Here is a 22,194-nt window from a genome sequence, read left to right as displayed (position 1 = left end):
AACCCCAGCATCCCCAGGGCTCCATGGAGAGTAGTAATCATAGTTATTGGTGATACCTTTACTGGGCTGTGATTTAATTGATTGAGGCAAGGATGCAGCGAGAATGAAAAGAAAACAAGCAGCGAAGAGATTTATGCCTTTAGTCATTTTCAATCGTGTGCGATTAAAGAAATCCTAGATTAGTAGGCTAGCCTGGTTAGGCGATGCAATTGATCCTGTTAATGCCCATGTCTATACAGACATTTTTAACTCTGTATTGCCGCCCACAATTCTATTGCCTATCAATAGTGAGCGTAGATGGGAAAGAGTCGACTGTAAAATATGCAACTTGTCAGTTTGTTCCTGCAAGGGATCTGATGCAGGAAATGATAAGACATTATTTCTTCTAAGAGTGATAGGTAAGGATCAATTTCATTAACATCATGATTTTGAATTGATATTCAGATGTAGTCCTTCGGAAATAGTTGAATGCACCCATGAATTGCATCTTGGGTCACACAAGTTTTTGCTTAATCCCAGCAGAGGCAGGCTTTTGCATGATTTTTGTGAGAGAAATTTTTGAACTGCAAATCAACAGTTTTCGCCCTATTCACTTTGATCTGAGCAACATCAAGTGCATGGTGCCGCAATGTGCGATGAGGATGATGCTGAGTGCTCTTAGCAGGGCAGATTGAAAACCTGTAGTGATTTCCAGGAGATTTGCTTTGCTTTGCTCCGACCCCTTTTGCAAGGGCTGCTGATCTGACGCTCTGCTCTGGTGGATGCTCTTCCCTGCTAGAGCATTAAAATAGATAGGGATAACCAGCGGACTAAAAACTTGCTGGTTTGTGAACCCAGAACTTTTTGAACGGTTTTCTGAACGTCACTCATAAAGCAAGACTTCACGAATGGTTCTAGATCCAAGAGATTCTCTGCTCAGTTCTTATGACTATCCGCTTGATCCTGAGCGCATAGCTCAGCTGCCTGTGGAGCCAAGGCATGCGGCGCGGCTTTTGATAGTTCAGCCATTGGGGATGAAGCCTCCCATCGCTCGACATGCAGAGGTTTGGGATTGGCAGGAGGAATTGCGCGCTGGTGATCTGCTTGTCATCAATGACACTCGCGTTCTTAAGGCTCGGCTGCGGGTGCGGCGATCAGGTGGTGGCTTGGCTGAGTTGTTGGTGCTTGAGCCGCGTGGTGAGGGATGCTGGCTGTGTTTGGGCCGGCCTGCTAAACGTTTGCGCCCAGGTGATCAGCTTTGGCTTGAGGCTCTAGGAGAGGACCCCATTGCTTTGCAGGTGATTAGCAAAGACAGCGCTAGTGGCGGACGGGTTGTGCAGTTCCCGAGCCATTACGCCAATGCCGAGCAGCTTGAGTTGCTGCTTGAGCGCTACGGCGAAGTGCCCTTACCGCCTTATATCAAATGTCATGATCCAAGTGATAGCGACCGTTATCAGACCCGTTATGCATCCCGCCCCGGCGCCGTTGCGGCACCAACGGCTGGGCTTCATCTCAGTGATGAGTTATTGGAGGCTCTTAAGCAGCGGGGAGTGATACTGACCAGTGTCACCTTGCATGTGGGCTTAGGCACGTTTCGACCTGTTGAAACTGAGGACCTGAGGCATTTGCAGCTTCACAGCGAGTGGGTGGAGGTGCGCGACGAAGTTGTTGAGGCGGTGATGGCTTGTCGAGCACGAGCAGGCCGGGTGATTGCTGTGGGAACCACCAGCGTCAGGGCCCTTGAAGGTGCTGCTTTGGCAGGTGGCGGATTCCTGCAGTCGTTTTGTGGACCAGTGGATTTGGTGATTCAGCCGGGTTACCGCTTTGCCGTGGTGGATGGACTGCTCACCAACTTCCATTTGCCCAAAAGCTCTCTATTGCTGTTGGTGAGTGCCATGGTTGGTCGTGAACGGCTGCTGGCGCTCTATGCCGAGGCCATTGAGCACCAATATCGCTTTTTCTCTTATGGCGATGCGATGTGGATTGATCCAGGGGCGGTGTTGCCGGCGGCCCGCCCCTGTTGATCAGTTCTAGCTGGAGGCGATTTAGGCAGCTACAGGGTCCTGAATGATGCCTGTGGGCACACTCTCAAACATCACTGAGGAGAGATAACGCTCGGCCATGTCTGGCAGCACTACCACGATGGTTTTGCCCGCAAATTCGGGTTGTTCTGCCAGACGAATAGCCGCTGCAACTGCCGCACCACTGGAGATGCCCACCAGTAGACCTTCTTCATTTGCCAAGCGCAGGGCCATGGCGATGGATTCATCATTGCTGACCTGCTCAACACGATCCACTAACGAAAGATCGAGGTTTTTGGGAATAAAGCCGGCTCCAATGCCCTGGATTTTGTGAGGACCAGGCTTGATCTCTTCCCCGTTGAGGGTTTGGCTGATGACCGGGCTATGGGTTGGTTCGACGGCTACAGAAACGATGGATTTGCCTTTCTCCTGCTTGATGTAGCGGGACACACCGGTGATCGTGCCGCCGGTGCCTACGCCAGACACGAACACATCAATGGCGCCATCACAGTCGTTCCAGATTTCTGGACCGGTTGTTTTGCTGTGGATGTCGGGATTGGCCGGATTCTCAAACTGACCGGGCATGAAGTATTTCTGGGGATCGCTTTCGGCGATCTCTTTTGCCTTGGCAATGGCGCCTGGCATCCCCTTGGCGGCTTCTGTGAGAATGAGCTCTGCACCAAGCACTGCCATCACCCGCCGCCGTTCTAGCGACATTGATTCGGGCATGGTGAGGATCAGTTTGTAGCCCCGGGCTGCTGCTGTGAAGGCCAGAGCGATGCCTGTGTTGCCAGAGGTGGGCTCAATGATCGTGCGCTCTTTGTTCAGTAAGCCGCGCTTTTCGGCATCCCAGATCATGTTGGCGCCAATGCGGCATTTCACGCTGTAGGCGGGATTGCGGCCTTCAATCTTTGCGAGAACAGTTGCCTTGGCGTTTTTGCTGACGGCGTGCAGTTTGACCAGCGGAGTGTTGCCGATTGCCTGGCTGTTGTCTTCGTAAATGCGGGACATGCGTGCATATGAATCGATCACATCATTAGCTGGAATTTGGCTCTATTGGTGAGGACGATGATCTGTTGTGACGACCATGTGATGGGTTGCTTACGGTTAGGCCTTGAACGCCATCTCAAAGCGTTGCCAAAGGGTATCGGGATCTTCAAGCCCTACAGATACACGCAGCAGATGGCTCGGTACTCCACAGGATTCTGCCCAGCTCAGTTCGTTGTAATGGGCGAGCAGTACATAGGGGCACACCAGCGTGAAGCTTGTGCCGAGGCTTGGACCTTTGCAGACCTGCAGGGCGTCATACGCCCGCTTGGCTTGCGCTACCCCCCCCGATAGCTCAAAAGAGAGCAGGCAGCCGTGGCCGGCGCCAGGGCGCATCAGGGCTTGGAAGTTGGCGCATTGGCCTGGATGGTGGACGCGAGTAACGGCGGGATGGCTTGCCAGTTTGTCTGCCAATCTTTGGCAGGCGTTGTTGAGCTGCGGCAGCCGCTGGTCCACATCTCGGCTGGCTTGTTCTAGGGCGATGGCATCAGCATCCCCGAGGGGAGCAAGGGCAGTCGAGAGCTCTCTGGACAGCTCCTCTCGCCAGCGGGAGTTGGGGCTTACAACGAGAGAACCGGCCAGGATGTCACCACGGCCGGCGAAGCTTTTGGTGAGGGAGCTAAACACCAGGTCTGCATGGGGCAGGGCATCAAGATTGAGTGGTGATCCGATGGTGTCATCAGCGATCACGGGGATACCACGAGCCTGTGCTAGGCGGGCTACCGCTGGCAGGTCGACACACTGCAGCATGGGGTTGCTGGGTAGCTCAACGATCACAGCGGCTGGTTGTCTGCGATCGAACTCCAGGGCCAATCGGTTCAGCTCTGTTGTCAGTAGAAGGTCGCAACCTTCAAACACCACCTCAGGCAGCTTGAGCACATCCACATAGGGAAAGCCAAGCTGCAAGCAGGGTTTGCCTGGGCGTAGAGCCGTAATCGCTTCCAGGGCTTTGGTGAGAGCAGCCATCCCAGAGGGATGCAGCTGCACGAGCTCTGGGTCGCAGCCATAGATCTCTGCGAGTCGTTGTCTTAGCAACGTTTGGGCGTCCGCGCTGGCTTGCAGTGAGGGGAATGGTTCGTGCCCAAGTGCGCTAGCAGCCTGACGTGAGGAAGCACCAAGGCCGCTGTGTTGCCAGAAGGCCTTGGCAGCGCTGCAGCCTTTTGCGTCGGTGAGCAAACATGGCAGGCCCAGTATGGTTTTGATGGTTGTTTTTGCCATCGGCTCACTGCGCTGGCAATGAAACCTGGCTCGCTCAGCGGCTGCAGCAGTGGGATAGGGCCAGGCACTGCCATCTGCACAGCCATGCTCTTCTCGTGCTTTTTGGGCGATCTCTGCTACCAGTGGATGGAAGCCGAAACGGGGGTAGATGGCCTGCAGGGCCTTGAGACAAGCAGGGTCTTTCTCCTCATAGGCGACCACGTCTTGCCAGCGGGGTAGGGCTACCGAAACGGCATGGAGACTATCTGGTAGAGCTTTGCCGAGGTCATCAGCGTGCCAGCAGGGATCCTGCAGTAGGTCGCGTGGGCTCACTACAGCTGTTTGAGGGCTTGATCTAAATCTGTGCTGAGATCAGCGAGGTCTTCGCAGCCCACGGAGAAGCGCACCAGACCATCATCGATGCCAAGTTTTCGCTTGACATCTGGATCGACTGAGGCATGGGTCATGGTGGCGGGATGACAAACGAGGCTTTCAACACCGCCAAGGCTTTCGGCCATCGTGAAATAGCGCAGGCTCTTGCAGAAGGCGTAAGTCTGGCTTTGGTCAGCGTCGAGACTGACCGTGACAATTGCACCACCCGCGCTCATCTGCTTGCGGGCTAACGCCTGCTGGGGATGGTCTGAACGGAATGGATAGCGCACCCAGTGCATGCGTGGATGGCTGGCCAGTTGATCGGCGATGGCGGCAGCATTAGTGATTTGGCGTTCGAGCCTGAGTGGCAGGGTTTTGATGCCGCGAGTAATCAACCAGGCGTCAAATGGGGCGGGTTGTAATCCCAAGGCCTTTTGTGCAAACACCATCTTTTGCTGCCATTGCGTGTCGTCGCTGCAGACCACACCGCCAAGGGCATCGGAATGGCCGTTGATGTATTTGGTGGTGCTGGTGAGTGAGAGGGTGGCGCCTAGCTGCAGTGGTTGTTGCAGTAGGGCTGTGGCAAACGTGTTGTCGACGACGACTGGGATTTTCTTTGCTGCAGCGGCATCACAGACGGCCGCCAGATCGATCACTTTGAGCAGGGGATTGGTTGGACTCTCCAGCCAGATCATTGCGGGTTTTTGAACTGCAATGGCATCAAGAGCTGATGGATTGGTGAAATCCAGCCAGGCTGTTTGTACACCAAAACGACTAAAAACCTGCTCGAATAAGCGCACGGTGCAGCCGTAGAGATTTTCCTCACAGAGCACCAGATCTCCGGCTTGCAGTGTGGAGGCGATGGCTGTGATGGCGCTCACCCCTGAAGCGAAGACAGTGGCGAATTGAGAGCTTTCCACTGCTGCCAACACTGATTCGAGGATGCGGAAATTGGGATTGCCTGAACGGGTGTAGTCGAAGCCCTGAGGATTGCCGTGGGCAAAGGTTGAACTGGTAAAGATCGGTGGCATCACGGCACCGGTCTCTGCTGCAAAGCTCTCGCCGTGGTGGATGGCGCGGGTGCTGATCCCTGCAACCTGCTGTTGATCGCTTTGAGCTGGGGCCACGATCTAGAGAGGGCTTTGAGCAGGGTAGGCAACAGCAACAAAAAACCCCTGCAAAGCAGGGGCCTGTTGAAGAACGCTTGGCTGATTTTGATTCAAACCTTTCTGGAGTAGTACTCCACCACCAGCAGTTCGTTGATCTCAAGTGCGACCCATTCGCGTTCGCACTTGCTAATGATCTTGGCGCTCATTTTTGCTTTATCGAGCTCAATGTGTGGAGGCACATTTGCTAATCCGGGGAACTCTAGGTTCGCTTCGGCCAGCTTTTTGCTGCCTTTGCGCTCTCTAATGGCAACCACATCACCGGCTTTGCATTGGTAGCTAGCAATGTCGAGAACACGGCCGTTCACGGTCACATGGCCATGGTTCACCAGTTGGCGAGCACCGGGAACAGTGGGTCCAAAACCGAGGCGGAAGCAGACGTTATCGAGTCTGTTCTCCAACAGCTTGAGCAGGTTGGTTCCTGTAGAGCCATCTTGTGCACGAGCTTTCTTCACGTAGCGCACAAGCTGCCGTTCGGAAATTCCGTAGTTGAAGCGGAGCTTCTGTTTCTCTTCGAGGCGGATCGCGTATTCGGAGCGCTTGCGACGGGCTTGGCCGTGCTGACCGGGGGGATGGGACCGCTTAGCGGCCTTCCGGGTGAGACCTGGTAGATCTCCCAAGCGCCGCGTGATCCTCAGTCGAGGGCCGCGGTATCGAGACATGAGTTAAGGCAGGTTGGATAGAATAATTCGCGCTCCCGATACGTCATGCTGGACCTCAAGGCCCAGCCTTCGGCTCGCTATGCGCGAATCCAATACTCTATCTGGCGGCATCTTTGCACTGCTCAATCGAGCCATTGGTTCAGTGCTGCTTGCCTTGATTGGCTTTTATCGAACCTGGCTTTCCCCTTTACTTGGGCCCCATTGCCGCTTCATCCCAAGTTGCAGTGCTTACGGGCTTGAAGCGATCCAGCGTCATGGACCATGGCGAGGTGGTTGGCTCACCCTGCGGCGCCTGTCTCGTTGCCATCCTTTTACCCCCTGTGGTTGCGACCCGGTGCCTGATTAATGCAGGCCTTGAGGTTGTTGCTTTACAGCCGCAATGGTTGTTGTCTCTGTGAGGGGCTTGAACAACGCCTGCGCGAGCTGGCTTTGGATCAACTCCAGCCTCCTTTAACGCTGTGTGTGATCGATATCGATGATGGTGCGACACCCGCCAGTATCAGCGACCATTACGACTTGCAGGTTCCTGTTTTGGTGTTGGTTGAACTGGAGCAACAGTTTTCGCTAGAGCTGCCGCGGGTGTCGCCGCGGCTTGGGGGGGAAGGACTGTTCAGGTGGTTGCAACAGGCCTGCACCAAGGCGCTTGGATCGGACTAGAACGGCTCCATTCATGGTTGGGCCTGGAATGACCCAGATGCTCCATTCATTGTTGCGGGCTGTAGGACTACCTGTGCCGGAGGGATTGGCGAATCCCTGTCTTGCAATGGTTAGCTGTGATTCCCGTGCGGTTGCTCGAGGCTGTTTATTCCTTGGCTTACCTGGTGAACAGGTTGATGGCGGCAGCTTTTGGTCTCAGGCTTTGGCCGCTGGTGCAGAGGCGGCGGTGATTGGTCCGGCAGCAGCAGCCTTGCGGCCGCCTGGGCCTACAGATGCAGTAGTGGTGGTACCGGAGCCGGTTGCAGCATGGGTTGGACAGCTGGCAGCGGCCTTTTGGCAGCAGCCCTCCTCGAGGCTTGCTCTGATCGGGGTAACGGGGACGAATGGCAAAACCACCACCACCCATTTGATTGAGCATCTCAGTGTGGCTGTGGGCAGATCAACTGCCTTGTTCGGTACCCTCGTGAATCGCTGGCCTAATTACAGCGTTCCCGCAACGCATACCACGGCCTTTGCTGATCGCCTTCAGGCTCAGTTAGCGCAAGCGGTTGAGGCCGGTGCTGAGTTGGGAGCGATGGAGGTGAGCTCTCATGCCCTTGAACAACAACGGGTGGCGGGATGTCGTTTTGCTGGTGCCGTGTTTACCAACCTCACTCAAGATCATCTTGACTATCACTCTTCGATGGAGGCTTACTTCGAGGCCAAGGCGCAGCTGTTTGCACCACCGTTGCTGGAATCTGGATCAGCCAAGGCGGTGGTGAATATTGATGGCCCCTGGGGCGCACGATTGGCGCAGCGTCTCGGCGATACCTGTTGGCGCAGTTCTCTTGCCGAGGGTGTTTTGCAGCGAGCTGATGCTGAACTGACAATGACGGAGCTGACGATGAGCTCCGCTGGGGTTCAAGGTCGCCTGATCAGCCCTTGTGGTGAGGGCTGGTTTGACTCTCCATTACTGGGTCGCTTCAACTTGATGAACCTGCTTCAGGCGGTTGGGGTCTTGTTGCAACAGGGCTTGCCCTTGCCGTTGTTGTTGAAAGCGATCGCAGACTTCCGCGGCGTACCTGGGCGTATGGAGCGCGTGTTGATCCCTGCAGCTGATGCCAGTCAAGTGCCCACTGTGTTGGTGGATTACGCCCACACCCCGGATGGTCTGGAGAATGCCTTGACGGCTTCCAGGCCGTTCACCAGTAAAAACTTGTGTTGCGTGTTTGGTTGTGGAGGAGACAGAGATCGTGGCAAGCGCTCTCAGATGGCTGCAATTGCAGCGCGGTTGGCCGATCGCGTGGTGGTGACCTCAGACAATCCCCGCACAGAAGATCCCCAGCAAATACTGGTTGATGTGGTGGCTGGAATCCCTCAAGGCACAGCCTTAACTGTGGAGGTTGACCGGGCGGTGGCGATTGCGCTTGCGATTGCCGAGGCAGCTCCTGGTGACGTGGTGTTGGTGGCAGGCAAGGGCCATGAGGATTATCAGATCCTCGGAACAAGCAAGGTGCATTTTGATGATCGCGAGGAATCTGAACGGGCGCTCAGATTGCGACTGAAAAGTTGATGCACCCTCTATCGAACAGAGGGTGCTTGATGAGGCTTTGTTCTTAGTGTTAACAAAGAGTTCACACTAAGAACAAAATAAGGCCTTGAAGTTGTTGATCTTATTGTGGCTCTTAAAGGGTCTAGTGATCGTTGGCTGAAGTCTTATATTTTGCATCGTATGGCCAACTGTTTATTTTGTTTAAAATGGAAGACTTAGTTTACAAGTAGATTGTCTTTTAAGGAATTAATAGTGACCAGGTAAAAGCGGCTCCAATGCCGATCCAAATGCCTGCGGCAATGTGTTGCCCGCCGTTGCCGATGCTATCAAGCAGACGCTTTGAATATGTTGTGACAAGCAAAAGAATACTTCCCTGACTAATGAACAATCCTAGGAAATAAGCTGTTAGTGGAGTTGGTTCTGCTCCTATGATTGCTCCACCTAATAGATATCCATGTAGGGAAATTAAAGGGACCAAAAGCAAAGGAGATGCTTTGCCTAAGGCCACAAGGCCAGAAACGGCAAGGCTCAGTGAGACAAGTGCTTCTGCATAAACAGAGAGAGTTTCTGGCAGGGGGATGAGTAGGGAGATCGCACTACCGAGAAGACCAGCTGCTAGTAATGGTGTCAGCCATTGGCGTGGTCTTTTCAAGCCCACGAAACCAATCGCCAACAGAAACAAGAGGTGGTCTGGCCCCAGTAGTGGATGGCCAACTCCACTGATTAAACCCTGCAGGGCATTGAGATTTCCCGCCTCTGGCATTGCGAAGGGGTGATGGGCGAAAGCTGGCTTAACCAGCATCGCTAGTAATGCTGGAGTGGCCAGGATGGCTGCAATGAGCCAGCTGTAGCTGCGCAATAGTGTGGAAGGGTGCCGATGGGCAAGCTTGGTAGGAATGATTCGATCCTCGTCGATAGAAATTCGGCGGGTATTCTGACTCGCGCAAGTGCCCTAATAAGGGCGGTTGCGCTTTACAGCTGCGGGACAGCGCCGGACTTTCACCGAACTTTCCCCCTTTCATTCAGCAGCTGATCCCTGCTGAAACCGATTTGACGATTCAATCATAGTCATTTTGTGAGATCATTGCAGATGTAGCACTTTACCGGCTTGGGTAAGTGCTAATTAAATGCTGAATAAATCCACCTCTCTTGTCTAAGTATTGGCTGTTTTTCCTTTTAAATTTATTTAATTAATGGCTTTATGATTTGATGCACATCAGGCATGCTTTTAGAGTCTGGATTTGACTTTGCTTCTGATTCATAGGCTTATTTTGTTGTCGATAATGGAACTTTTGAGATCGATTATTGAGCTGCTTTTGGCAAAGAAGATAACGTAGCTAACGGTTAATTGCTTGGCTCTCCTTTGCTAGCTAGCTGCTTGAGTGCGGTTGTAAGTGTGTTGAGTTCTTGCTCTTCAGTGGTGATGTGCACGCATGCACGTAGGCAGATTGGATCTTCTAGATGCCGAATCCAGAGCTGATCGTTTCCTAATTGTTGAACCACATCAGGAGCTGGGGGGCCTTGGGGTAACTCAAAGCTGACAAGACCAGCTGCTGGGGCACTGTTGAGCAGTGCTTCAACGCCTTCGAGCTGTTGTAGTTGATTCCATAAGTGTCGGCTGCCTTGGCGAATCTGGCTCAGTCGTTCCTGCTGAGAGCCTGCGGTTTCGAGCAGCTCCAACGAACAGCGCAGGCCCGCCATCAGCGGCACGCAGGAGGTTGCTACCTCAAAGCGTCGACTGTCGTGATGGAAGAGTTCGTCCAGGTTGCTTTGAAGATTGCCTTCGTTCTGCAAACTGCGCCAGCCAATCAGGGTGGGATTCGCTTCGGCGAGCACCCGTTCTGAGAGGGCGACTCCACCAAGCCCTTCAGGCCCGCAGGCCCATTTGTGCCCCGTAAAGGCATAGATGTCTGAAGCGGCAGCGGCTTCCTGTATAGGCATTTGGGCGAAGCTTTGTGCCGCATCCACGAGCAAGAAAGGCTGTTGTGGATGATGGCTGAGGGCTGTTGAAACAGCCGAGATCGGCATCACCTGGCCTGTATTCCATAGCAGGTGGGAGAGCACTACCAGCCTTGTGCTTGGTTTGAGGTGCTGCTCAAGTCTTTCCAGTACAAGGCTGTCGCTAGTCGTTTGATCGTCAGCACCATTACGCAAGTTTTTTACAGGCAGCGTGTCTATTTCCAGGTGTTGTCGGCGGGCAAGTTCGATGCATGCAGCAACGATTCCCGGATGTTCACAGTCGCTAATGAGCAAGCGATCACCTTCTGAGAAAGGCAGGCCCCAGAGCGGCAAGACACAGCCACTGGTGACATTTTCAGTGAGCGCGATGCGATGGGGGGCAACGCCGCAGAGCTTGGCTAAGTGTGAACGAGTGGCTTGGACTTCTTTGGCCACATAGGGCCACACGCTGTTGGTGAAGGGACCCAGTTCTTGAATGTTCTGCCAGCTTGCAGTAATCGCTTCAAGGGAAGGCGTGGGTAAGGGGCCCTGGCCGCCGTAGTTGAAGTAGGTCTTGTTAGTGATTGCTGGGCAGAGATCTCTAAGCATTATTGGATTGGTGTTGATATTGCTGTTGACCTAGGTGTCGCACAGGAAGGTTCTGCACTCCATCACTAATGCCCGTCAAAGCTACATGCTGCAACGTGCGATGTGAGGGGCCACAATCGGAGAAACATCGTGTAAAGGGCCAATAGGGAAGTCTTTCCAGGTAGAGATAGTCATTGAATCTCTTCGATCTCTATAGGCAATCTCACATTATCTACTGATATCCTATTACTTTAGATTAAAGAAATTAACTTAGATCTAGATAGCTGATGGTTAGGCGAAGCAAGGAGCATACTGGCTCATAAGCTAAGTAAGATGATTTGCCTTCATCTTGAGTTGCCCATAAAGCGGCAATCAGGGATTATATCAATTACCCTATTCACTGAGCCCTTGCAAACCATAGTCATTGAGTGATCATTCATAAAGCCATGAAAAAAACATTTTTCAGACAAAAAGCTGCTAAAGAGATCATGATTTCTGGCCTCAATGGAAAGGCGCTTCAGGTTTCCCAAGCCGATATACCTGATCTGGCTGCAATTAAGGCTGTTTTGCCTGATCAATGCTTGAATTGCAGCACCAATACTTCGCTTGCTTATCTAGCGCAATCTCTGATAATACAGGCCATTGTAATTTTTATAGGGATCTCCATGCCTCTTCGCATGGAAATATTGCCTGTTTGGGTTCTCTACTGGCTTGCATCTGGCACAACAGCAATGGGCTTATGGGTCATCGCCCATGAATGCGGACATGGTGCATTTTCGAAAAATAGGAAATTAGAAACATTCGTTGGATATGTGTTGCATTCGATGCTTCTTGTTCCATATTTCTCATGGCAGCGTTCACATTTAGTTCACCATACTTATACAAACCATATCGCCAATGGTGAGACCCACGTCCCTTTGGTTATTCGTGGCAATGGAATTGATGAGCAAGCTGGTGGAGAAAAAGATATTGCCATAGCAGGCAAATTAGGAAAAGTTCAATATGGTGTATTTCAGCTTGTGCTTCATCTGATTTTTGGCTGGCCAGCCTATTTGCTTACTGGGAAGACCGGAGGCCCAAAATATGGTCTATCGAATCACTTCTGGCCGATCGCACCTTTCTCTAAAAAATTGTGGACAAAAAAATGGATAAATAAAGTATGGCTTTCCGATTGGGGGATAGGCCTGACTTTGTTTGCTTTGATTGCCTGGAGCCTGCATGATGGCTTTGTTACTGTTTTCGCAATTTATATAGCTCCTCTGTTAGTAGTTAATATCTGGCTAGTGACCTACACTTGGCTGCATCATACTGATACTGATGTTCCCCACCTTGGCCGTTCAGAATTTTCCCAATTGCGAGGTGCATTCCTATCGATCGATAGGCCATATGGAAAAGTAATTGATTTCCTCCATCACAAGATAGGCTCTACTCATGCCATTCATCACATCGCACCTTGGATGCCTCATTACCATGCGGGCAAAGCTACTGTTGCCCTGAAAAATGCTTTCCCAAAGGTATACCTTTACAATCCCACGCCAATTCTTCAGGCTCTTTGGCTTATTTCTACTAACTGCATAGCTGTTACTCGGGAAGAGAGCAGTGGGCGCTATGTATGGAAAAATCCTTGGTGAGAGGACGAGGATCGAATAAGATCCATTTACTGGCTTAATATATATCCAGTCAGTTTTTTACTGATTATCTATAGCCAATATATACTCATACTCCATGACTTTTTTTATAGGGATTACTCCTGACATCTGTGGATAATGTTTGTAAAGCTGTTTGTATGGGTTGATATTCTATTTCTGAAAAGGATTGCATTGTAAGAGATTTCTTAGGCTGCTGGAGTAAAGCCCGCTCGTTAGATTAGATCTTGTTAGCGAGTTCGGGGCAGACGTCTCTATGAATCACATCAAGTCCATGCATTGGTTTGTAGTGCATGTCATTCAATAGAATTCGATATCATATCTGAACATAAGATTCTCCCTAGTTAGGGATATGATTATTCAAATGGAGTGGTAATCAATCATCTACGGAGACGTAACGTGTCCATTCCTCCTTTCTATGTTGTTGATGGTAGAAAACAACAAAGGGAAAGTTGAACTTATAGTGGGTGTCGTTAAGGATTTTGTCCACCCAGTAACAACCTATTTGATAATTATTCCTAAACATCTCATCATTATCTGAATAAATGTCTACGATTGAAGTGTCACCATTCAGGTGTTCCTCTATGAAGGACTGTTTGTCTTCGAAGACGTCGATCAGAAAAATCTCATAGGTATTTTTGGTTATACCAACCCTCATTAATTCTTCGATAACCTCATCATCCATATAGTCAAATCTCCAGCTACCATCATCCTCATCAGGAGGTTTAATGTCTTCATCCTTAGACAAAAGGATTGCTAAGTCAGTTTTGTCCTTAGTCATGACTCTCTAAGCGGGAGAATAAAAAATGGTTGTTTTAAGGAGCTTCTCACGATGTCAACCTGTTGACCATAATAACCAACACCTTCTAGGACATCATCAGGTAATGATTCATCCAAGTGTAGCTGAGTGGGATTCGTCTTAGGGGTGGGGTGGTTGTTACCACTAGCAATAGTCTCCAAGCCGCCATCTTCGATACATTGCTTTTCGTTAGTTTCTTTATCGTTAGTTATCAGTCTAAAGCTAATCGAAAGGTAGCCTCATCGGGCTACACGCTTCCATCCAGGGATATAGACCTAGTTGACCTCACAGCACTTTTCATAATCCTTTTTCGTTAAACCAGAACCTGACCCTTGAGGGTTTTTATTCTTTAAATTATGTTGTGTTGATTGTGGGGGTGATTTAAATTCATCTCTCAGGTGATGTAGCTCATCACCTTTTAGATATTCATAACCACCATCACATTTCACTTTTACCCAAGATTCACAATCCAAGGAAATGACCTTGCTTCTTGATTGATCCTTGCTCATAGTTGCTGGCACTTCGAAGATATTCTAGTGCTTCGCACGTATTTTCTGGGGAAACAGAAAGATGCTTGAAGGCAAGCATCTTGTTTAGAAGTTCCCATTTACCCTTTAGCAGGTCTTCTGATAATAGATATACTGGTCAAAAGCTGAATAGCAACAATTTCTCTTTAGAGCGAAAGCTTCTCCGCTTGCTTTATAAACCGAATTTGGGCACTATTCCTCCCATGCCAATTAGATAGGATAATGCGGCCAAAATTATAAAAGAAACTACGATTTGCAGAGGAAGCTGCAGCAGCTCTTTCGAGGTAGGTAGAGGAGAGAGGTTTGGCATTTGATCACGGGGATCCTCTTCTTCGCTGGGCATGGAATGTTTTTCTCTGACCTTTAACAATCTATTCTAGCCAATCCAAGCTTTAGCTCGATGACTTCTTACAATTCTTTTAACTTCCCACTTCTTTTTCTTGCCCTCCTGGGCTAAGTATGTTAATACAAAAAAACAGTTGTCTTTTTCTTTTGTCTTTACCTAGTACTGTCTTCTTTCTATTCGCAATCCTCCTGATATTTGTTGCATTTGTAGTGGTATTTAATTCGTTAGTTGCAAAAAAGAACCGAGTTAAAAATGCTTTTGCATCAGTTGATGTTCAGCTCAAGAAGCGTTATGACCTCGTACCAAACCTGATTGCGACGGTTAACCAGTATATGCAGCATGAGCAAGGAACCCTCGCCAAGCTAACCGAGCTTCGAGGTATGGCCCAGAGTGGCAGGCTGGGCACGCGTGGCAGGGTTGAGCTGGAGAATCAATTCTCTCAAGCGATGGAGTCAATCATGGTTGCAGTTGAGAATTATCCAGATCTTAAGGCTAGCCAAAATTTTCTTGCTCTTCAGGGATCCTTGAATGAGATCGAGGAGCAGCTTTCTGCTGCTAGACGTACCTTTAATGCCGTAACCACTGACTACAACGACGCCATTGAAATGTTTCCTAGTAATCTTTTGGCTGGGCTGATCGGCTATCGACTCCGCCCTCTTTTCGAAATGCCTGCTATCGAAAGAGAGAACCCTAATGCGGCTAAACTATTTGCTGGCTAATGGTGAATCAACGATCCTTTTTTGCTGGTCACCCTTCTTATTTCCGCCAGGAGATCATGCCAGTTTTACGGATATTTGAAGACAGACGAAAGCTCATTCTGCAGAAAATATTGAAGATTATATTCTTAATCAATTTGTTGATAATTGTTGTTGTCATTCTGTTAACTTTTCAGCTAATCTCGCAGATCGCAGCTTTTGTTTTACTTCCCGTAGTGGTGGTTGTCTTTGCCATCTTCTACAGGCAACTGACCAAGCAATATAAAACGCAGTTCAAGCTGCAGGTTATAACAGCGATCGTTAACTTCTTTGATTCAACTCTTCAATATGATCCGCACGGTCGGGTGTCTAAGTCTCAGTTTGTGCAAAGTGGGTTATTTAATGCTTCTCCTGATCGTTACCTTGGCGAGGATCGGGTTTTTGGTACTTTGGGAAAGACCCGTATCGAGTTCAGCGAGGTTCATGCGGAATATCAGTCTCAGAGCACCGATTCTGATGGAGCTACGCACACCTCATGGCACACGATTTTCAAGGGTTTGTTTTTCGTAGCAGACTTCAATAAGCAAATTAAAGGCACCACGGTTGTGCTTCCAGATATAGCCGAACGTCTTTTTGGAGGTGTTGGTAAATTCTTTCAAAATATTCAAAAGATTGGCCGACATCCCGAACTGATCACTCTGGAAGATCCTGTTTTCGAGAAGTATTTTGTGGTTTACGGGGATGATCAAAATGAAGCGAGATATATCCTCACCCCGAACCTTATGGAGCGGATTGTTTCATTTCGGCAGCGAACCGGACAAAAACTTCGTCTTTCTTTTTGTGGAGAGAACGTTTATGTGGCCATCCCGAGCGACCATGACATGTTCGAGGCCAGAGTTTTTCGCACCCTTTGGAGCAAGACACTGATCAAGAGCTATGTGGACGACATGGCGATGGCGATAGGTGTGGTTGAAGAGCTCAATCTCAACCGTCGTGTTTGGACGAAGCCATGAATTTTAAAATGCTAAAAATTCTCAAGCGGAAGAGTTGTTCTGGTTACAGCCTTTAAAGCACCTGCACCACTTCACTGACTTCGGGGATCATTTCGCGCAACTTGCGTTCGATACCCATTTTTAGGGTCATGGTGCTACTAGGGCAGCTGCCACAGGCTCCTTGAAGACGCACTTTCACCACAGGACCATCAATTTCGACGATTTCTACATTGCCGCCGTCTGCCATAAGAAAGGGCCTTAGTTCATCGAGAACGGTTTCCACGTTCTCGTTGGTGAGGGCCATGGCTTCTGTACTCATGGATGCTCTGCACGTTTGTATCTATCCAGCCTAGGGGGTTCGCTCATAACCTTGCCAGCAGGGGTGCTTTCAAGTTGTGGCCGTCTCTGATGTTGCTGGATCCCAATCTCGCTACGACGCGGTGCTTGTCGGGGCTGGAATTATGAGTGCCACTTTGGCGGCCCTGCTGCATGAGCTCGATCCTGAGCTGAGTTTGTTGATGGTCGAGCGTTTGCAGGCGCCGGGCCTTGAGAGCAGTGCGGCAGAAAACAATGCAGGCACTGGTCATGCGGCTAATTGCGAACTGAATTACACACCGCTTCAGCCAGATGGCAGCGTGGCTACTGCTAAGGCGTTGGCCATTAATACCGCCTTTGAGCGCTCTTTGGAGTTCTGGGCTTCGTTGACGGAAAAGGGCAAGTTGCTACCGCAGCAATTTCTACATCTGGTCCCTCATATCAGTGTGGTTTTTGGCGATGCTGATTTGGCTTTCTTGCATCAGCGCTTTCAGCAATTGAGTGCGCTGCCTGCCTTTGCCTCCATGCAATGGAGTACTGATGCCGCTGAGCTTGCCGAATGGATGCCATTGGTGATGGAAGGGCGAGCCAATGCAGAGTCTGTTGCTGCAACCTGCATTAAGCGGGGTACGGATGTGGATTTCGGATTGCTGACAGGGGCCTATGTGAAGTCATTACAAGCCAGCGGAGCTTTGGAATTGAGTTGCGGCTGCGAAGTCGTTCATTTGCACCGGCTCGGCAAGCACCAGTGGAATCTTGATCTCAAGCATTCATCTGGAAGTCGCTCTGTGCAGACACCTTTTGTGTTTCTCGGTGCAGGGGGGGGGGCATTGCCTTTGTTGCAGCGATCTGGCATTCCAGAGGCAGCTGCCTATGCAGGCTTTCCAGTGAGCGGACAGTGGTTGGTCTGCTCTGAGCCAGGTTTAACGGCAAGGCATCACGCCAAGGTGTATGGCAAGGCGAAGGTGGGTGCTCCGCCAATGTCTGTGCCACATCTTGATAGCCGTTGGATTGATGGATGCCGCTCGTTACTTTTCGGGCCTTATGCGGGTTTCAGTAGCAAATTCCTCAAGCAAGGCTCCCGATTGGATCTCTTGCATTCGGTACGGCGCAGCAATTTTCGCTCCATGTTGGAGGTGGGTTTTAAAAACTTTGATTTAGTCACTTATCTCCTCTCAGAGCTACAGCAGAGTGAGAAAGATCGCTTTGAAACCTTAAAGCAATTTCTTCCCAATGCGCAGTTGAATGATTGGAAGCTTTCAGTTGCTGGACAGAGAGTACAAATCATCAAACGCACAGCCGAGGGGGGGCGGTTGCAGATGGGTACAGAGGTGGTATCCGCTGAAGATGGCTCCCTCGCTGCCTTATTAGGAGCTTCGCCTGGGGCTAGTACAGCGGTGACGGTGATGCTGGAAGTTTTGCAGCGTTGCTGGAGCGAGCGTATGGCAAGTGAATCTTGGCAACAACGATTGCAAAAATTGTTGCCGAGTTATGGCCATGATCCTAATTCTGATCCCTTACTGCTGATGCAGATGCGTATACGCAGCAATAAATTACTCAGTTTCACTTGATCAAAATATGATCTAATTTTGATGTTTGATAATCAGCTTTTGATGAGACTGTGGATGCTGACCTTGAAAGCCTTGCTTTGAGATTTGCTTTCGCAATGGTTCTTATGCGAATAAGTCATGATTTACCAGTCAGTACTTAGTCGCATTTGAGTATTAAAATTCTCCCTTGAGAACGGGGCTCCCAGGCTTGGAAATGAGTGAGTATCCGCTGATTTATTAGTTATTTCTTCCTTAGGATTGAATGAAAGTGTTCTCTTAGTAGAGATGGGCTTTGCCTGGCTTTTGCTCATCAATTTGAGGTCATTGATCTTCAAGATCTGTTTACTACTTGACCATTGTCTTTACCAGTTGATTGCTATGATTCCTGTTCTCTGAGCATCTCTGGCTTGCGTGATTAGTGCAAGACCGTTCTTGATTTGTTCGTGTTGATTTCTGTCGCTATGAATCTTATTATTAAGATCTTGTTTGGAAGACCAGTCGCTATTTCTGTGTTTAATTTTTCTTATTTAGAGAGAGCTTCTGTCTTCATTTGGTTTTGACACTATTGAGATTATTAATGATACGAATGCCTAAGTTTTAATCATCAGGATCCCGGCGAAGAATATCTGATGCTTTTGAGTAAATCTAGGCTGTAGATGCTGCAAAATCCCTCCATACACTCATAGGGCAATGGGCCTGATGAGATGGCTGCGAGCATTCTTCACGGCTGGTCAGATCAGCAGCATCCTTAGAATCTGGACTCTGACTCCAAAGCGCCCGAGAGGGGAATTCGCCAACGCATGACCGACGTTCCCGTTTCTCGCTTGAGGAACTTCTGCATCATTGCCCATATCGATCACGGCAAGTCGACTTTGGCTGACAGGCTTTTGCAGGACACTGGCACGGTGGCTGGTCGGGATATGCAGGAGCAGTTTCTCGACAACATGGATTTGGAAAGGGAGCGGGGCATCACGATCAAGCTCCAGGCTGCTCGGATGAACTACACGGCTGCCGATGGCGAAAGCTATGTGCTCAACCTGATCGATACCCCTGGCCATGTGGATTTCTCCTATGAGGTGAGCCGCTCCTTGCAGGCCTGTGAGGGGGCTCTGTTGGTGGTGGATGCCAGTCAGGGTGTTGAAGCCCAGACCCTGGCAAATGTCTATCTAGCGCTGGAAAACGATCTAGAGATTATTCCAGTGCTCAACAAGATTGATCTGCCGGGTTCTGATCCAGAACGGATTAAAGAGGAGATCGAGGCGATCATTGGTCTTGACACCTCAACAGCAATTGCCTGTTCGGCCAAAACAGGCTTAGGCGTACCAGAGATTATGCAGGCGGTGGTGGATCGTATCCCGCCCCCTGCAGATTCCCTTGATGAGCCAACGAAGGCACTCATCTTCGATTCTTACTACGACTCCTACCGAGGCGTGATTGTGTATTTCCGGGTGATCAGTGGCCGAATTAGCACTAAGGACAAAGTGTTGCTGATGGCCAGCAAGAAGAGCTATGAGCTTGATGAGATCGGTGTGATGTCACCAGATCAGTGTGAGGTTAATGAACTTCATGCCGGGGAGGTGGGTTATCTGGCGGCCTCGATCAAGGCGGTTGCTGATGCAAGAGTTGGAGACACGATTACGCTCCTCAATGCCCCAGCAGATGAGCCGCTGCCTGGTTACACCGAGGCAAAGCCGATGGTGTTTTGTGGTTTGTTCCCTACGGATGCAGATCAATATCCAGATCTAAGGGAAGCGCTTGACAAGCTGCAGCTTTCAGATGCGGCATTGAAGTATGAACCTGAAACCAGCAGTGCGATGGGTTTTGGCTTTCGTTGTGGTTTTCTAGGACTCCTGCATATGGAGATTGTGCAGGAGCGGCTTGAGCGTGAATATGACTTGGATTTGATCGTTACTGCTCCTTCAGTGATCTACAAGGTGAATATGATTGATGGGGACATGTTGATGGTGGACAACCCTGCAACATTGCCAGATCCGCAGAAGCGGGAATCGATTGAGGAGCCTTATGTACGGATGGAGATCTATGCCCCCAATGAGTACAACGGCACTCTGATGGGTTTGTGCCAGGAAAGGCGTGGTGAATACATTGATATGAAGTACATCACCACTGAGAGAGTTACCTTAATTTATGAGCTGCCCTTGGCTGAGGTGGTGACGGATTTCTTTGATCAGATGAAGAGTCGTACCAAGGGTTATGCCTCAATGGAATATCATTTGATTGGTTATCGCCGCAATGATCTGGTGCGCTTGGATGTGTTGATCAATGCAGAAAAGGCTGATCCACTTACCACGATTGCGCACCGTGATAAGGCTTATAATATTGGGAAGTGTTTGGTGGAGAAGCTCAAGGAGCTGATCCCAAGACAGCAGTTTAAAATTCCCTTACAGGCTTCAATTGGTAGTCGTATTATTGCCAGCGAGAGCATCAGTGCCATGCGCAAGGATGTGCTTGCTAAGTGTTATGGCGGAGACATCTCAAGGAAAAAGAAGTTGCTGAAGAAGCAGGCTAAGGGTAAAAAACGGATGAAGGCAATGGGCAAAGTAGATGTGCCTCAGGAAGCATTCATGGCTGTGTTGAAGCTGAATCAGGAAAGTTAAGCATGGCTTTTTATTGACTGGAATTTGTTGTTACGTAATCCTTGTCAATTTGTAGATGATCCCCTGTGGTGTTAGTTGATAATTTCTCCATCCAAGGTGATTCTAATCCAAGGGCTATGGTGTTTGTTTTGAGTACCTGTTCTCGTGTGTTGTTGAAGTTTGAATAGTGAGTAACTGTAGGGTCATAATCATTGGCTTGCCAGCTACCGCCCATACGATCGGCATTAGGCTCTCCGTCTGAGAGGAAGTAAAGTGTGTCCGTTTCGTTATCTTTGAAAGAGGCATCTAATCCTTCCCATGGATAGGTCCCTCCCCACTTTGTGGGACGACCATTATCCAGTGAATTAACGAATGCGATTGCGGACTCGCGCATACCATCATTTCCAATTTTAACCAAGCCATTGCTTGATTGTTCCCAAACTTTGTGGTTTTTTCGACCTGGTGAGCTGAAGGATTGGATGCTGATTTTTGTATCTGGAGAAAGTGCTGTAATTAAGCTAGTGAGTTCAGTTTGGAGTGATTCTATTCTGGTTAAGGCGCAGTTCTGACGTGACCAGAAATAGTAACTTCCACTCCAATATATTTTCCAGTCGCCATAGGTACTCCCCCAAAGGATGCAAGCACTCATGGAGCCTGAGCCATCAACAAGGAAGCGGATGTGCTTGCTTTTTACATTACGAAAGTAGGCCCCATTAAGCACACCATTGCTATCATCTCCATAGTGCTCGATTCGTTTGTCTGCTCTGGCGAATGCCGCAAGATAAAGTGGATATCTGGTAATTGTGCGTGCAGCACTGATGGTTTCAAGATAACTCTCAGTCTCAAATTTCTCTGCGTCGTTGTTGGGGTTCGGATCAGTGAATTTTACCAACTTGCGTTTTTTATCAGTCATCACGCCAAGAGCTGGTTCCATAAAGGTGCGTACTGGTGTGATGTCATCTGTAAAGTTGACATCAAGGTCTTCAATGACTTCTCTGAGGCTTTTAATCTCACCCTCATTATTTGTTAAGTGTTCGCAATCACCTTCTTGTTTTGTGCATTTCATCACTCCGATATCTTCAATTGCTTTTGCAATAAATGCATCTTCTGTTTCGCTATAGCGTCCATCAAGGCTGAGAGGAGCACCACATCGCATCAGGGCATAACCTGCTTTATTTGAATTAACACTGAGCCCATAAAGAACTGGTGTGTTCAGTTCAGCCATCTTGATGCCGAAGACTGGCTTGAACACTTGATGTCGAGCTTCTGCGAGCAGGCCACATTGCTGGAGAGTTTCTTGATAGTTCTCATTTGCCATATCGGTATGTTCCATTCCAGCTGGTACAGCGTCGCTATTATTGACCAGGATATGGATGCTCCGTTCGATTTCTGATCGCAGCAGGCGAAGGCCATTGGTTGTGTTTTGCCGCAGGGTTGCCTTGCTTTCAGCCCTATCAATCAATGTCTGCGTTGAGCGCAGCGCTAATGAGGATGCTCCGATCAGCAGAATTCCTGCCCCCGCGGCGACGATGGCTTCAGACATCCCAAAGCCATTGGTAGGCAAAGGATGAG

General features: G+C 49.6%; 19 protein-coding genes, 1 pseudogene and 1 riboswitch. Of the genes and pseudogenes, 10 read left to right on the top strand and 10 right to left on the bottom strand.

The window, feature by feature from the left end; genetic code table 11:
- The first annotated feature begins 887 nt into the window (after positions 1-887).
- The gene (gene queA, locus SIB74_RS07815; protein ID WP_063395590.1) at positions 888-2,003 is read left to right on the top strand and encodes a tRNA preQ1(34) S-adenosylmethionine ribosyltransferase-isomerase QueA; all 1,116 of its coding nucleotides are present in this window, start codon (positions 888-890) and stop codon (positions 2,001-2,003) included.
- Between the two features lie 21 nt (positions 2,004-2,024).
- Here queA and cysK read toward each other — a convergent pair whose 3' ends face one another.
- From cysK to rpsD, 4 genes are all read right to left on the bottom strand, one after another.
- Positions 2,025-3,011, bottom strand: coding sequence for a cysteine synthase A (gene cysK, locus SIB74_RS07810; RefSeq protein WP_063395589.1), 987 nt, complete (start codon positions 3,009-3,011; stop codon positions 2,025-2,027).
- A 96-nt stretch (positions 3,012-3,107) separates the two neighbouring features.
- On the bottom strand, positions 3,108-4,577 hold the full coding sequence (locus SIB74_RS07805) for a PLP-dependent transferase (protein WP_063395588.1): 1,470 nt from the start codon (positions 4,575-4,577) through the stop codon (positions 3,108-3,110).
- Positions 4,577-5,743, bottom strand: a complete 1,167-nt coding sequence (locus tag SIB74_RS07800) for a trans-sulfuration enzyme family protein (protein ID WP_063395587.1) — start codon at positions 5,741-5,743, stop codon at positions 4,577-4,579. Before SIB74_RS07800 ends, SIB74_RS07805 begins: the two co-directional genes overlap by 1 nt.
- Positions 5,744-5,835: 92 nt before the next feature.
- The gene (gene rpsD / locus SIB74_RS07795; RefSeq protein ID WP_011129606.1) at positions 5,836-6,444 is read right to left on the bottom strand and encodes a 30S ribosomal protein S4; all 609 of its coding nucleotides are present in this window, start codon (positions 6,442-6,444) and stop codon (positions 5,836-5,838) included.
- A 79-nt stretch (positions 6,445-6,523) separates the two neighbouring features.
- Between rpsD and yidD the strand changes: the two genes are divergently transcribed.
- Genes yidD through SIB74_RS07780 form a run of 3 tightly spaced genes read left to right on the top strand, consistent with a single transcriptional unit; the run spans position 6,524 to position 8,653 of the window.
- Positions 6,524-6,790, top strand: coding sequence for a membrane protein insertion efficiency factor YidD (yidD, locus tag SIB74_RS07790; protein WP_011129607.1), 267 nt, complete (start codon positions 6,524-6,526; stop codon positions 6,788-6,790).
- Positions 6,790-7,101, top strand: coding sequence for a glutaredoxin family protein (locus SIB74_RS07785; protein WP_063395586.1), 312 nt, complete (start codon positions 6,790-6,792; stop codon positions 7,099-7,101). The genes yidD and SIB74_RS07785 overlap by 1 nt, the downstream gene beginning before the upstream one ends.
- Positions 7,102-7,129: 28 nt before the next feature.
- On the top strand, positions 7,130-8,653 hold the full coding sequence (locus SIB74_RS07780) for a UDP-N-acetylmuramoyl-L-alanyl-D-glutamate--2,6-diaminopimelate ligase (protein WP_063395655.1): 1,524 nt from the start codon (positions 7,130-7,132) through the stop codon (positions 8,651-8,653).
- Between the two features lie 217 nt (positions 8,654-8,870).
- Here SIB74_RS07780 and SIB74_RS07775 read toward each other — a convergent pair whose 3' ends face one another.
- Both SIB74_RS07775 and SIB74_RS07770 read right to left on the bottom strand, forming a co-directional pair.
- On the bottom strand, positions 8,871-9,434 hold the full coding sequence (locus SIB74_RS07775; protein ID WP_082818467.1) for a HupE/UreJ family protein: 564 nt from the start codon (positions 9,432-9,434) through the stop codon (positions 8,871-8,873).
- A gap of 104 nt (positions 9,435-9,538) precedes the next feature.
- A riboswitch (cobalamin riboswitch) is annotated at positions 9,539-9,697 on the bottom strand.
- Between the two features lie 279 nt (positions 9,698-9,976).
- Positions 9,977-11,179: an aminotransferase class V-fold PLP-dependent enzyme gene (locus SIB74_RS07770; RefSeq protein WP_063395585.1), complete on the bottom strand. Its 1,203-nt coding sequence runs from the start codon at positions 11,177-11,179 to the stop codon at positions 9,977-9,979.
- 425 nt (positions 11,180-11,604) lie between these two features.
- Here SIB74_RS07770 and SIB74_RS07765 point away from each other — a divergent pair, with 425 nt between their 5' ends.
- Entirely contained in the window at positions 11,605-12,789 is a 1,185-nt protein-coding gene (locus SIB74_RS07765) for a fatty acid desaturase (protein ID WP_231906033.1), read from the top strand.
- 267 nt (positions 12,790-13,056) lie between these two features.
- Positions 13,057-13,152 (top strand): annotated as a pseudogene (locus SIB74_RS07760) (hypothetical protein); the annotation flags it as partial.
- A gap of 28 nt (positions 13,153-13,180) precedes the next feature.
- On the opposite strand, the gene SIB74_RS07755 reads toward SIB74_RS07760, so the two are convergent.
- Positions 13,181-13,585, bottom strand: a complete 405-nt coding sequence (locus tag SIB74_RS07755) for a hypothetical protein (protein ID WP_063395584.1) — start codon at positions 13,583-13,585, stop codon at positions 13,181-13,183.
- Positions 13,586-13,878: 293 nt separating this feature from the next.
- On the bottom strand, positions 13,879-14,112 hold the full coding sequence (locus SIB74_RS07750) for a hypothetical protein (RefSeq protein ID WP_156486097.1): 234 nt from the start codon (positions 14,110-14,112) through the stop codon (positions 13,879-13,881).
- Positions 14,113-14,622: 510 nt separating this feature from the next.
- Here SIB74_RS07750 and SIB74_RS07745 point away from each other — a divergent pair.
- Both SIB74_RS07745 and SIB74_RS07740 read left to right on the top strand, forming a co-directional pair.
- Positions 14,623-15,195, top strand: a complete 573-nt coding sequence (locus SIB74_RS07745; protein ID WP_413681630.1) for a LemA family protein — start codon at positions 14,623-14,625, stop codon at positions 15,193-15,195.
- Positions 15,195-16,184, top strand: a complete 990-nt coding sequence (locus SIB74_RS07740) for a DUF3137 domain-containing protein (RefSeq protein WP_063395583.1) — start codon at positions 15,195-15,197, stop codon at positions 16,182-16,184. Before SIB74_RS07745 ends, SIB74_RS07740 begins: the two co-directional genes overlap by 1 nt.
- 52 nt (positions 16,185-16,236) lie before the next feature.
- Here the strand turns inward: SIB74_RS07740 and SIB74_RS07735 are convergent, their stop codons facing one another.
- On the bottom strand, positions 16,237-16,482 hold the full coding sequence (locus tag SIB74_RS07735; RefSeq protein ID WP_011129633.1) for a NifU family protein: 246 nt from the start codon (positions 16,480-16,482) through the stop codon (positions 16,237-16,239).
- A 76-nt stretch (positions 16,483-16,558) separates the two neighbouring features.
- Here SIB74_RS07735 and SIB74_RS07730 point away from each other — a divergent pair, with 76 nt between their 5' ends.
- Together SIB74_RS07730 and lepA are read left to right on the top strand one after the other, a co-directional pair.
- Positions 16,559-18,049 carry a malate:quinone oxidoreductase gene (locus SIB74_RS07730; RefSeq protein ID WP_063395582.1) on the top strand — a complete coding sequence of 497 codons (1,491 nt, stop codon included), beginning with the start codon at positions 16,559-16,561 and terminating at the stop codon, positions 18,047-18,049.
- Between the two features lie 779 nt (positions 18,050-18,828).
- Positions 18,829-20,643, top strand: coding sequence for a translation elongation factor 4 (lepA, locus tag SIB74_RS07725; protein ID WP_063395581.1), 1,815 nt, complete (start codon positions 18,829-18,831; stop codon positions 20,641-20,643).
- 10 nt (positions 20,644-20,653) lie between these two features.
- Here the strand turns inward: lepA and SIB74_RS07720 are convergent, their stop codons facing one another.
- Positions 20,654-22,165: a hypothetical protein gene (locus tag SIB74_RS07720; RefSeq protein WP_231906031.1), complete on the bottom strand. Its 1,512-nt coding sequence runs from the start codon at positions 22,163-22,165 to the stop codon at positions 20,654-20,656.
- Positions 22,166-22,194 lie beyond the last annotated feature (29 nt).

This window comes from Prochlorococcus sp. MIT 1306 (assembly GCF_047304515.1).
GTDB lineage: Bacteria > Cyanobacteriota > Cyanobacteriia > PCC-6307 > Cyanobiaceae > Prochlorococcus > Prochlorococcus marinus_D.
Note: the sequence above shows the minus strand (reverse complement) of the source record. Positions and strands in the feature narration are given on the sequence as shown.